We start from the raw sequence: 13,540 nt of genomic DNA, 5'->3' as shown, positions 1-13,540 counted from the left end.
GCTTAAAATTACAACGCAGTAGTTTGTATTGAATAACTAAATTTGCGGCTTATACACATCATGTATTTAAATAAAAAAGTAATAGTAGTGCTGCCTGCATACAACGCAGAGAAAACACTTGAAAAAACATACAAGGAAATTCCTTTTGATATTGTAGATGAAGTGGTATTAGTGGATGATGCCAGTAGTGATAATACCAGCACGCTTGCAAAAACAATTGGTATTACACATGTGATTCGTCATGAAAATAATAAAGGCTATGGTGGCAATCAAAAAACATGTTATCAAACAGCATTAGAATTGAAAGCTGATATCGTAATTATGCTGCATCCGGATTATCAATACACTCCTTTACTTATAACTGCGATGGTAAGTATTATTGCCAATGATTTATACCCGGTGGTTTTAGGTAGTAGAATTTTAGGTAAGGGCGCCCGCAAAGGTGGCATGCCACTCTATAAATATATTTTTAATCGCATGCTTACGCTTACTCAAAATTTTTTAATGAATCAAAAACTTTCTGAATATCATACCGGATACAGAGCTTTTTCTGCTGATGTTTTAAAAAATATAAACTTCCAGGCTAACTCAGATGATTTTGTTTTCGACAATCAAATGCTTGCACAAATATTTTTTAAAGGATTTGAAATAGGAGAAATTACTTGTCCCACAAAATATTTTGAAGAAGCAAGTTCTATCAATTTTAAACGCAGTGTTACTTACGGATTAGGTGTGCTTTCCACATCAGTGCAATATCGTTTGCAGAAATGGGGCATAATACGTAATCCTATTTTTCAATAACTTTTTTATTCAATGTAAGTAGAGATCTATTCCAAATGCTATCTTCTCTTAAAGGTTTTTTATAGATAAGAGAAGCAGTAACCGTAGTCAATACAATTGCAATTGCAGAACCGAATAACAAATCCTCTTCAAAATGTTGCAACAGATATACTCTGCTTTCTGCAACTGCCATTGCAATAAAGAAAAACAATAGTCCCAACTTTTTTTTCTTGCATATTATAGCAAGAGTTAGATAAATACAAAATGCTGCTGAAGTATGTCCTGATGGAAAACTTAAATGGTAATATGTTTTAATTCCATGTACAAAATTCAAATCAATAGTTTCAAAATAAGTTGCCGGACGTGGATATGAAAATGCCTTTTTTAAAGCGCCTGTTATAACTAAATTCGCAATAGAAACTATGGATGCAAATACAGCAGCCCGGAATTGTACAAACAATAAAATAAAGCAAATAATACCCACGGTCACTCCATCTCCCAACCATGTTGTCCATCTAAAAATAAAATCTAATACAACTGTGTGTTGATCATTTACCCACAGCGTTGATGTTCCTCTCGGAGTTAGCAAAACATAAATTAACAATATCAAGCTCCACAACAACCAAGGGATTAAAAACCATTTATTATCTGTAATAATTTTTTTCATTTTTTAAATAATCGTTGTTTCAATTTATAAAAGAAATTAGAATAAGATTCTAAACTAAAAATAGGTGAATCATTTTTTGCTTTCAATGTAAGATAAAGACTAAATGGAAAAATAATAAAGATAGCCATCCACATTCCTGTAAATGGAGAGATCACTGCTTGCTCCGACATCTTCTCACCTGTTATAGAAATCACATAATAAATAATGAAAATAAAAATTGAAAAAATTACCGGCAAACCAAATCCGCCTTTACGAATAATTGCCCCCAATGGTGCTCCCACAAAAATGAAAACCAAACAAATAACTGACAGCGTAAATTTTCTGTGCCATTCGATTTTATGATCTGCAATTTTCTCGTTTGTAAACCGCATGGAATCTTCTATCTGTTGTGTGTAATTCGAGATGTTTCTCACCGAAGCAAGCGCTCGCTTTATCACTACTTTTTGCTCCTCCGGATTTACTGTTTCTATAAAACTGGTATCTGATGTTTTTACTTTTTCCATTGACTCAATTCTGGATGTAAATGCAGTGTCTCTATTAAATGTAAAGTACTGATCTAATACTTTTGAAAGTGTCTCGGATTTATTTTGAGATTGCACAACTAAGGAATCTATTGCTACTGAAAGTTGCCCCACATTCATCATCCTGTAATGGTCTTTATACAACTCCTCACTAGATTGCTGCATTTCAAATCCTGAGAGGTCCAGCACTTTTTCCCAAGTGCCAAACTCCATGCGCATGTGTTCAAATTGTTGCTTATTACGCACCTCCGGTTTTAACTCTTCGTACTGTTTTCCTTTTTCTAATTTCAATACCAGATTTTTTTTATCACCACTTGGCAACATCTCTCCTTTTGCAGCAATTAAAACATTCGTATTATGTTTATTATCTCCTTCTTCATAAATAGTGATATCGGAAATATGAATATTATCTTCTTGCTTTGAACCGATTAAAATACTGTAGTTATCTATCTCATTATAAAATTGATCGGGTTTAATATTTAATGCAGGTTTTTGTTTCGTGATATCAATAAGTGTTGTCCAAAATTTTAATGATGCTTTCGGCAATACATAATTAGAAAACATAAATGCGCCAAAAGCAATAAAAATTCCGGCAATAATAGTACTGCGCATAAATCGAAACATAGAAATTCCCGCAGATTTTAATGCGGCGAGTTCAAATCGTTCTCCCAAATTACCATATACCATAATTGATGAAAGTAATGTTGCAAGTGGAAGCGCTAATGGAATCATATTAGCGGATGCATAAAATAATAACTTTGCTATAACGAATGTTCCTAATCCTTTCCCAACCAAATCTTCAATGTACTTCCATAAAAATTGAATGAGTAAAATAACCAACGCAATAAAAAACGTAACTATAAACGGCCCTATAAATGACTTTAGAATATATTTGTCCAGGCGCTTTAACATAAGATATGAAAGATGAATTATTGGATTTTAATGATCGTGAAAAAAAACTGATGTTTGATTCGGAAATATTTCCTACCAAACATCGGATTAACGAAAAAATAATTTCATTATTTAATGCTATTGGTATTGAACTCAAAGATAAGTTATCACATCAGCTTTTTACTGAAGTAGAACCTTTTACATTTAAAATTACCAAGGGAGAAAATTATTTACATCAACCATATCTCATTCTCGATATTCCAAAAATAAATCCATCACGAGATATTCTTGTTTTCAGATGTATGTTTTGGTATGGACATTTTTTCAGTATTTCACTTCTTGCCACAGGCAATAAAGCAATTGCAATTTCTAAAAAATTACAACACAATTCTTCGCTTATAACTGATTGGCAATTTTCTATTGCGCACAATCCATGGAATCATGATTTTTATTCTGAATATTTTAAACCTCTTCATACACTTTCTGCCATAGAAATTAATACGCATATTAATACATATCAATATTTAAAATTATCTTGTAAGATAACATCAACTACTATTTCTGAAATACAAAAAGAATTTATTGAGCGGGTAAGAGAGATTGAAACCCTATTATCAGGCAGCGCCGATACGTTTGCTTAAGCTTTTTATTTGAGCATCCCACAATTGCTTTTGACTTTCTACATCACCTTCATCCACTATATCGGTAATAAACAATACAGTATCGTCCGTGATATCTCCTTTCTCAATTCTGAATTCAAAATATTCATCCTCATCCTGATAATCCCAACGGTACCGGATAAAGTCATCGTCCTCAGTTGAAATCATTTCAGCAATATCTGTTTGCTTTCCCCATGTGAAATAAAAGGTGTTCTCCTCATTGTCCACATCCTCAGCAAACCACTGCGACAAACCGGTGGCTGTTGTTAAAAAATTATATAACGCCAACGGCGTAGAGCGAATCATGTACTCTAAGGTGAATTTTACTTTTTTGCTTTTTCCCATTGATGGTTAACAGTTATAATCAACCGTGCAAGTTTAATTAATTTACTATATAAACAAAATTATTGGCAGTTTTTTTTACATTGATTATGTACATTTTATACACAAATAAATAAAGACTACGAGAATATTTATGTTTCGTCTATTTATTTTTTAGTAAAATCATCCAATCCCTTCTATCACAATAATTTAAAACTCACTGTTATTGGGCTTTCACACCTAAGTTTACTACCTTTGCCGTCTCTTTAAACATAAATAAATAAATGCTATACAATGAGTGCAGTAAACTATGAATCGAAGCTAAAAGAATGGAATCAAAAGGAAAAAGATGCCGTGGAACTCAGTTCTATCGCTGCTAACCTTTGGTTCGACAAAAGTGTAGAACTTATCATCTTCCGCCGTACTTTGGTGGATGTGCGTGCAAGTGAAGTTCTTAATCATCATTTATATGCACAGCGGTTTTTAAACCAGCCTTTAACGGTGGATATTTCATTGAATTTAATGAAAGCTATTGCAAAGCTCGACCTCGCTCCTTCTCGTATTGACCTTGGTCGTCTGGGAAAAGAATGGATGACCGAAGGCAGCAAATACAAAGGCTATGATGATTTTGTTGCTGATAAATTGAAAGACTTTATCGGTAAGGATAAATTAGTGTTGAAACCAAAGGATGTTGTGCTTTATGGTTTTGGTCGTATTGGAAGAATTGCTGCGAGAATAATAATTAATGAAGCCGGCAAGGGTGAACAGTTACGTTTGCGTGCAATTGTTACCCGTACAAATTCGGATGATGATATTATGAAACGTGCAAGCTTATTAAGAAAGGACAGTGTGCATGGTAAATTTCATGGTACCATTGAAGAAGATCTGGAAAATAAAGCACTTATTATTAATGGCAATATCGTGCACATGATTGCTGCAAGCAAACCGGAAGATATAGATTACACCGAATACGGAATTAATGATGCATTGATTATTGATAACACAGGTGTAAGTCGTGATCGTGAAGGATTGAGCAAACACTTGCTTTCAAAAGGTGCTGATATTGTATTACTCACCGCTCCGGGCAAAGGGGATATTCCAAATATTGTACATGGTATTAATCATGAAAAATATTTGAATTCAGAAGAGAAAATATTCTCCGCCGCAAGTTGCACTACTAATGCCGTTGTTCCAGTTATCGCCATCATGGAAAACACTTATGGTATTGAACACGGTCATATTGAAACAGTGCACTCTTACACTAACGATCAAAACTTGTTAGATAACTTCCACAAGAAATCTCGTCGTGGCCGTTCCGCTCCTATTAATATGGTGATTACAGAAACCGGTGCTGCAAGTGCCGTTACCAAAGTAATTCCAAGCATGGCAGGTAAGCTTACCGGAAACGCAATTCGTGTCCCCACACCAAACGTTTCTTTGGCAATTCTGAATCTTACTTTAAATAAGAAAGTGGATGTAGAAACTATAAATAATGTGTTGAAAGAAGCTGCCAAGCATGGCAATTTAGTAGAGCAAATTGATTATAGCATGAGCCAGGAAATGGTGAGTACTGATTGTGTTGGCAATGGTCATGCTGTGGTGGTAGATGCTCCTGCAACTATTGTTTCCACCGATGGAAAATCTGTTGTGTTGTATTGCTGGTACGACAATGAATTTGGATACACCAAACAGGCCGTGCGACTCAGTAAGTTTTTAAGTGGTGTTATCCGTTTACGTTATTATTAATGCATAGCAGAGAAGAAAATATATGTTCGAGAATTTATCAGATCGTTTAGACTCCGCCTTTAAAACCCTTAAAGGTCAGGGACGCATTTCCGAAATTAATATTGCCACAACGGTAAAAGAAATCCGTCGTGCCTTAGTGGATGCCGATGTAAATTATAAAATAGCAAAAGAATTTACCGACATTATTAAGGATAAAGCAATGGGTGCGGAAGTTCTCACTGCCGTTAGTCCCGGACAGTTGATGGTGAAGATTGTGCAGGATGAATTAACCACGCTTATGGGCGGCACCAAAGCAGATATTAATCTGAAAGGTTCGCCCGCAATTATTCTCGTAGCCGGTTTACAAGGTTCCGGTAAAACCACTTTCTCTGCTAAGCTTGCTAACTATATTAAAACGAAAACCGGCCGCAATCCTCTGCTTGTGGCCGGTGACGTTTACCGTCCTGCTGCCATTAATCAATTACAGGTTTTAGGTGAACAAATAAAAGTGGATGTATATGCCGATTTAGAAAATAAAAACCCTGTTGACATCGCTAAAAAAGCCATCAGCTTTGCAAAAGTGAACAGCCATAATGTAGTGATTATTGATACTGCCGGTCGCCTTGCTGTGGATGAAATGATGATGGATGAAATTGCAAATATTAAATCCGCTGTTAATCCCGGTGAGATATTATTTGTGGTAGATTCCATGACCGGACAAGATGCAGTTAACACTGCAAAAGCATTTAACGACCGTCTGAATTTTGATGGTGTTGTACTTACAAAAATGGATGGCGATACCAGAGGTGGTGCTGCCCTATCTATTAAATATATTGTAGAGAAACCCATCAAGTTTGTAAGCAGCGGCGAGAAGATGGATACGTTGGATATTTTCTATCCTGAACGTATGGCGCAACGTATTCTCGGCATGGGCGATATTGTTTCCTTCGTAGAAAAAGCACAAGAACAATACGACGAAGAAAAAGCTGCTGAACTGCAACGCAAGATTCGCAAAAATCAATTTGACTTCGATGATTTTTTAAGTCAGATGAAACAGATTCGAAAAATGGGAAACATGAAAGATCTGTTGGGAATGATTCCCGGAATCGGCAAACAAATAAAAGACCTGGATATTGACGAGAAACAATTAAAACGCATAGAAGCAATAATACAAAGCATGACACCCGCCGAACGTCATGATCCTGATTTATTAACAGGCACTCGTCGTAAACGACTTGCCGATGGCAGCGGAAATAATATCATCGAAGTAAATCAATTCATCAAGCAATTTGAAGAAATGCGCAAGATGATGAAGATGATGAATAAAATGGGTGGCGGTGCAAAAGCTGCTAAGGCTTTGGGGATGATGGGGAGGAAGTAGTACCCCAAAACAATTTATTCAATTTATTTTTTTTAGGAGCTATTTCCCGCTATCCGTTCCAAGTCCTCGCCCGTGAAAAACGGGCTGTGGGCTTTCCACTACTATCGGGGCTAGAAAAATTTCTATATTGTGTTGTATATATTCAAACTCATTTATATATCGAACGACAACAGACCTAATGATTTATTATCATAATTAGATTAAGCCTGGAAAGACCGAACTCAAAAAGAAGTTACTTTATAGATAGACTTATTATCACATTTTAAAAAATTCCTAAACATGATTTTTAAGATGATTAAGATAACTAAGATATATACACCAATAAATAAAAAACAGAAAATAAAATGTAAGACATACTGTCCATCTATTTATCTTATAAATCATGTTCAGACAACAACAGCATCATTCCGTTCTCATATAGTTATAAGTTTTTATTTTCATGCAATGTACCCCAATTGTTTAATCAGGTTCCTAAAAACATAACCTTGTGTGTTTGCCATTGAGACCCTGCGTTATTTCGATTCTACACATCAACTCATTAATTTGAATTGCATACTCGCAATTAGATTTAATTATTCTTGAATTAGAATAGGTATTTATTTTAAACTCATCGAATTCGATAAGTTTAAAGTACTCCAATTCCACTACTGAAATTCGCTTAACTTAGATATCAATTAGCTCTAATAAATTAGAATGAATTATGGCAGATTCGCCACAAGTAAAAAAGTATTGATGAATACATCTCATTAATTTCTACGCAGGTTCTCAAAAGCCTCAGCACATACCTTCTGATTGAGGAACCTGCTTGCACTGAAGAGTTTTATGAAGAAAGTATTGTAGCTCTTGGATGGAATACAATAGGGAATTTGGCGCAATATAAAAGTAGAAAAGAAATCAAAGATGCTTTAGTAAAACATATTGCCTGTTTGTGTTCTATATTCTGTGCAATATCCGCTTTTAAAAAAATTGTTACTTTTAGTTTTCAAATCCACAATCATGAATAAACATAACGCAAGCATCTTCGCATTTATCCTTTTATTCGGAGGGATGTTCAACACTACATTTGCTCAGCCAAATTGTGATAACGATACAACCGGTTTGGTCTCTCTTGTTGATTTGCAGACAGGATTTTATCTGGGTGAGTACCAGGGTGGATTGTATCCGGGTGGAAGTAATATATTAAGTGGACCTCATTTGAGTAAAGGGGTTAAAATGTCAAAATCAATTAAACCACTTGATACGTTTGGAAATGTAGATTATATAAATGGAAAAGTGATTATGGCCTGCTTTGGATCATCAACCGCTGTGCAACCATTTAAACATTATCAGGCAGAATTGGATACAACCACCGGTTTAAATAATTGCTTCACAACAATACTATGCAATCACAACGGTGGTATTGAAGATATGACAATTGATAATCCAACTTATTGGACTGATATTGATTCATCAAAATTAATTCCGCTTGGAATTACACGTGCACAAATTCAAATTGGTTGGATGATGAATGGCAGCAGAGAAGATAGTATTTATACGATGCCATTGCAGGCAGATTCAATCAGAAACAATTATGTAAGAACATTTCAGGCATTGCTTTATACCTATCCCAATTTAAAAATTCTTTATTTAAGTCCGCCATATTACGGGGGATATGCTGATACATTGGACGACAAATACGCAGTGAACCACGAACCATGTTCTTATCATGCAAATTTTGCAACAAAATGGGTGATTGAAAATCAGATCAATGGTGATCCAGCTTTGCGCTACAGAAATCCGGGAAAGCTTGCTCCATATATTATGTGGGGACCACCGATCTGGGCTGATGGTATGCGGGCAAACATTTGGGATGGATTGTTTTGGGATTGTGCAAATTTTAGAATTGATGGCGCAGGCATTCATCTCAATGATCCGGGTAAAGCGCTTTTAGGTGGTATAATTTATAAATTCTTTCAAAACGATATCATTGCAAGCTACTGGTATAAAGATGCTGCCAAGTGGGCGAGTTGTATTCCTGGCGATCCAACTTTGAAATCTGAGCATGACGCCAACTATCAAACAAATGCATCTGAAATTAAAATATATCCCAATCCAAATGATGGTAATTTTTTAATTGTCTGTGATCAATTGATCAATACTATTTATTCGCTGCAAATAGTAAATCAATTGGGGCAAACAGTCTACACCCAAAACAATATCACTGCAACAGAAAAATATATCGTCATTCAAACAAACCATCTCCTACCGGGAATTTATTTTGTTGGGTTGCAAGTTGCTGATAAATTAATGGGAGAAAAGTTTGTGATTAAGTAGTTAATTAATTTCTTCTGAAGAAGACTTTGCGGTAAATAATAATCAAACCTATTTTACATTCAGTAGGATTCTTCCCTCCTTTTAAAAATAAATAATCGGCAAAATCTTCCACAACTATCAATGCTTTCAACATTTATAATCAATAACTACATTTGAAAAAATAAATATTCCAATGCTGATAAATAGAAGAAAATTTTTAAAAGGTGCGATTCTATTACCCGGAATTGCAATGGGTTTTTCTCCATTATTTGCATCGCCCGAAAAATATTTAATTCCTGAATTAAATACTTTTAAAAGAGTAAGACCGAATGATGCACTTTGGCCTTCATCTGAAAAATGGGATCAATTAAATACATCTCTAAATGGCAATTTAATAAAAGTTGAATCGCCATTAGTAGTTTGTAATAATGCAGCAGATACTAATGCTTGTGATGCGTTATTTAAAAATTTAAAAAACCCCTACTTCATTGGTGATAATCCTGCTTTAACACAAACTTCGGGATGGGTAGATGCGTGGCGTTCTGAACCCAGTGTGTATGCAGTGGCTGCTAAAACAACTACGGATATTGTAGCTGCTGTAAATTTTGCACGAGAGAATAATTTGAGATTAGTTGTAAAAGGTGGTGGTCATAGTTATCAGGGCACTTCCAATTCTGCGGACTCATTACTTATTTGGACAAAGGCAATGAATAACATTGTAATGCATGATAATTTCGTCGCTAATGGTGGTGAATCATTTCAAAAACCACAACCTGCTGTAACAATAGAAGCGGGTGCGCTTTGGTTTCATATCTACAATGAAGTAACTACAAAAAACGGCAGATATGTGCAGGGCGGTGGATGTGCAACTGTTGGCGTTGCAGGCTTAATTCAAAGTGGTGGCTTCGGAAGTTTTTCAAAAAAATATGGACTGGCAGCGGCTGCTTTACTCGAAGCCGAAATTGTAACTGCCGATGGTTCGGTAGAAATTGCAAATGCATATAAAAACGCTGACTTATTCTGGGCATTAAAAGGTGGTGGCGGTGGTAGTTTTGGAGTAGTTACAAAATTGACATTAAGAACTCGTGAATTACCCGAAAAATTTGGTGCTGTATTCGGAAAAATTAAGGCGAATGATGATGTTGCATTTAAAATATTAATTCAACAAATATTGAATCTTTATAACACACAACTTTTTAATACGCATTGGGGAGAATCAATTTCTTTTTATGGAAACAATACAATAAACTTTAATTTGGTTTTTCAAGGCTTATATAAAAATGAGGTAGAATTATTATGGAAAGATTTTGAAAATTGGGTGAATCAATCGCCGGAAAATTTTACGTTTGAAATGCCTTTCACTATTATAGATTTACCTGCTCAACATTTTTGGGATATTGATTTTTTAAAGCAAGTTGCTCCGCAAGTAATCACACTTGATGATCGTCCAAATGTACCTGCAGATAATGCGTATTGGTCATCTAATATTCAGGAAGCGGGACAATTTTTATATGCATATCATTCTGCATGGTTACCTGATTCTTTATTAGAAAAAAATAATCAAATTAAACTTGCCGATGCAATTTTTGAAGCAAGCAGATATTGGACAATCGCTTTGCATTTCAACAAAGGTTTGGCAGGTGCCAATGCTGAAGAATTAGCAGCAGCAAAAGACACTGCTATGAATCCAAAAGTTTTAAATGCATTTGCACTTGCAATAATTGCCGGTGAAGCACAACCCGTCTTCATTGGTATTGACGGACATGAACCTGATTTAGTTGAAGCTCGGAGTGAAGCATTAAAAATTAATAACGCATTTAGTGAACTGCAGAAAATTGCACCGAATGCAGGAAGTTATCTTGCTGAAAGTAATTTCTTTGAAAAGAATTGGCAACAATCTTTTTGGGGTTCAAACTATCCAAGATTGGAGGCTATAAAAAAGAAGTATGATCCTGATGGTTTGTTTTATGTGCGCCATGGTGTTGGAAGTGAAAATTGGAGTGATGATGGGTTTACGAAAATAAATTGATTCCATATAAAAGATATTTTATCTATCTCTACTATCATGTTTAAATTGTTTGTTTAAAAATCAATTTTCCTATAGTAATTATAAAGTATATTAAAACAAATATATTTTGTTAGTTTGTTGTATTACCGATTTGCCGATTCCCAAAATTCCAAAGTATTCTTAAAAAATTAAAATATGAATATCATTAAAACAATAATACTTTTTACTTTATCTATTACCCTATTGCTTAGTTGCGGACAAACAAATAAAAAAAATTCAAATGACAAATCAACTTCTGATACTCAACTCTACTATAATGGAAAAATTATAACTATGGATTCAGAGGAAAATCCTTATGCCGAAGTATTAGTGGAACAAGATGGAATAATTGTTTTTGTGGGTAATCTGAAAGAAGCAGAAAAATTATTTTCTAATTATACTAAGGTAGATTTGAAAGGAGCTACTTTATTACCCGGATTTATAGATCCACACAGTCATTTTGGTATGGTCTCTAATTCAATGGGACAAATAAATTTAAATCCTCCGCCCGTTGGAAATACTTCAAGCATTAACGAACTGTTGGATGCATTAAAAAAATATAAAACAGAAAATAATATTAAAGATGGTGAATGGATATTTGGTTGGGGTTATGATGAAAGTCAGTTAGTAGAAAAACGTCATCCAAACAAAACAGAATTGGATGCTATTTTACCAAACAATCCAGTTTATTTACAACACACAAGTGGACACATGGGAGTGGCAAATTCTATGGCCTTGATAAAAATGAATATAACGAATGCAACAACAAATCCGGAAGGAGGAAATATTGATAGGTTCCCAAATTCAAACGAACCAAGTGGATTAATTCAAGAAACTGCGATGTATCCATTCGTAGGAAATATGCTAGAAATATTAAGTAAAAAACAAGCAGAGTATTTTGATCAAACACAAAATTATTATGCAGAAAATGGAATTACTACTGCGCAAGATGGAATGACAGATCGCAACACTATTCAATTTTTTCAGCAACAAGCAGATAATGGAAAATTAAAAATTGATTTAATTGCATTAGCGGGTTATATGGATTTAGAAAAGAATTTAACTGATACAGCTATGCAATTTAAATCATACAAAAATGGCTTTAAGATACAAGGCACAAAAATAGTTGCAGACGGATCTCCGCAAGGTAAAACTGCCTTCTTTACAAAGACTTATTTAACTCCTGTTTCGGGATGTACAAATGATTGCAGAGGACTTCCCAGTTTATCACAAGATGCAATGAATACACTTTTTAAAACTGCTTATACGCAAAACAATCAGCTCTTTATTCATTGCAATGGTGATGCTGCAATTGATATGGCTATTGCTGCTCATGAATATGCATGTAAGGAACTTTCACAACCATTGGATAAGGAAAGAAGAACTATAATTATTCATTCTCAATTTGCTCGTGCTGATCAATTAGAAACGTATAAAAAATACAAAATAGAACCTTCATTTTTTACTAATCACGCCTATTTTTGGGGTGATGTACATGTAGATAATTTGGGTAAAGAACGAGCAGATTTTTTAAGTCCGATTGCAACTGCTGCAAACATGGGATTAATGTACACCAATCATTCGGATGCTACCGTAACTCCAATTAATCCAATGTTTACTGTATGGTCTGCTGTTAATCGCACATCACGAACAGGGCAAGTAATTGGTGATAAAGAAAAAGCAACAGTATATCAAGCACTAAAAGCCATTACAATAAATGCTGCCTATCAATACTTTGAAGAAAATTCTAAAGGCTCACTTAAAAAAGATAAAGTAGCAGACTTTGTAATTTTAGATAAAGATCCACTCACAGTAAATCCAATGGAACTGAAAAATATTAAAGTAATAGAGACAATTAAATCAGGTAAAATAATTTTTAGTGCGATGGAAGAAGAAGAAATAATAAATAAATATTGGAAACTGATAACACTGGATGGACAGCCTGTATTAATGACTGCAGATCAGGAAAAAGAACAATACTTTATTTTAAAAAGTGATAACACTATAAATGGTTTTGCCGGTTGTAATTATTTTAATGGCACCTATGAATTACAAGAACTAAATCGTATACGTTTTAATGAAAATATGGCTGTAACCAAGAAATATTGTGCAGATGAAAATATTAAAGAATATGATTTTTTGGAAGTTTTCATGCTTGCTGATAACTATATTATCACGGGTGATACCTTAAGTTTAAACGTTGGCAGAAGTGCTCCACTTGCAGTTTTTGAAGCAGTGTATTTTTAAATATGAAAT

10 protein-coding genes are annotated in these 13,540 nt (G+C 34.5%); 7 read left to right on the top strand and 3 right to left on the bottom strand.

The window, feature by feature from the left end:
* Nucleotides 1-60: 60 nt before the first annotated feature.
* Nucleotides 61-801, top strand: coding sequence for a glycosyltransferase family 2 protein (locus IPN31_09835; protein ID MBK8682187.1), 741 nt, complete (start codon nucleotides 61-63; stop codon nucleotides 799-801).
* Here IPN31_09835 and IPN31_09830 read toward each other — a convergent pair.
* Together IPN31_09830 and IPN31_09825 are read right to left on the bottom strand one after the other, a co-directional pair.
* Complete coding sequence (locus IPN31_09830) at nucleotides 788-1,447, bottom strand: phosphatase PAP2 family protein (protein MBK8682186.1); 660 nt, start codon at nucleotides 1,445-1,447, stop codon at nucleotides 788-790. The two genes, IPN31_09835 and IPN31_09830, sit on opposite strands and share 14 nt — an antisense overlap.
* On the bottom strand, nucleotides 1,444-2,880 hold the full coding sequence (locus tag IPN31_09825) for an LptF/LptG family permease (GenBank protein ID MBK8682185.1): 1,437 nt from the start codon (nucleotides 2,878-2,880) through the stop codon (nucleotides 1,444-1,446). Before IPN31_09825 ends, IPN31_09830 begins: the two co-directional genes overlap by 4 nt.
* A 5-nt stretch (nucleotides 2,881-2,885) precedes the next feature.
* On the opposite strand from IPN31_09825, the gene IPN31_09820 reads away from it, so the two are divergent.
* A complete protein-coding gene (locus IPN31_09820) occupies nucleotides 2,886-3,500 on the top strand; it encodes a hypothetical protein (GenBank protein MBK8682184.1) in 615 nt (204 codons plus the stop codon).
* Here IPN31_09820 and IPN31_09815 read toward each other — a convergent pair.
* Nucleotides 3,474-3,824 (bottom strand): ATPase, encoded by a 351-nt coding sequence (locus tag IPN31_09815; GenBank protein ID MBK8682183.1) that lies wholly within the window; start codon nucleotides 3,822-3,824, stop codon nucleotides 3,474-3,476. The genes IPN31_09820 and IPN31_09815 overlap by 27 nt on opposite strands.
* Before the next feature lie 309 nt (nucleotides 3,825-4,133).
* Here IPN31_09815 and IPN31_09810 point away from each other — a divergent pair, with 309 nt between their 5' ends.
* The 5 genes from IPN31_09810 (at nucleotide 4,134) to IPN31_09790 (ending at nucleotide 13,531) form a co-directional block, all read left to right on the top strand.
* On the top strand, nucleotides 4,134-5,585 hold the full coding sequence (locus tag IPN31_09810) for a glyceraldehyde-3-phosphate dehydrogenase (protein MBK8682182.1): 1,452 nt from the start codon (nucleotides 4,134-4,136) through the stop codon (nucleotides 5,583-5,585).
* A 22-nt stretch (nucleotides 5,586-5,607) separates the two neighbouring features.
* Nucleotides 5,608-6,945: a signal recognition particle protein gene (ffh, locus tag IPN31_09805; protein MBK8682181.1), complete on the top strand. Its 1,338-nt coding sequence runs from the start codon at nucleotides 5,608-5,610 to the stop codon at nucleotides 6,943-6,945.
* A 996-nt stretch (nucleotides 6,946-7,941) separates the two neighbouring features.
* Nucleotides 7,942-9,258: a T9SS type A sorting domain-containing protein gene (locus tag IPN31_09800; GenBank protein ID MBK8682180.1), complete on the top strand. Its 1,317-nt coding sequence runs from the start codon at nucleotides 7,942-7,944 to the stop codon at nucleotides 9,256-9,258.
* A 178-nt stretch (nucleotides 9,259-9,436) separates the two neighbouring features.
* On the top strand, nucleotides 9,437-11,266 hold the full coding sequence (locus IPN31_09795; GenBank protein ID MBK8682179.1) for an FAD-binding oxidoreductase: 1,830 nt from the start codon (nucleotides 9,437-9,439) through the stop codon (nucleotides 11,264-11,266).
* Between the two features lie 174 nt (nucleotides 11,267-11,440).
* Nucleotides 11,441-13,531, top strand: coding sequence for an amidohydrolase family protein (locus tag IPN31_09790; protein MBK8682178.1), 2,091 nt, complete (start codon nucleotides 11,441-11,443; stop codon nucleotides 13,529-13,531).
* The last annotated feature ends 9 nt before the right edge of the window (nucleotides 13,532-13,540 follow it).

The organism is Bacteroidota bacterium (assembly GCA_016715425.1).
Taxonomy (GTDB): Bacteria; Bacteroidota; Bacteroidia; order Chitinophagales; family BACL12; genus JADKAC01.
This window is presented reverse-complemented; position numbering and strand designations above follow the sequence as displayed.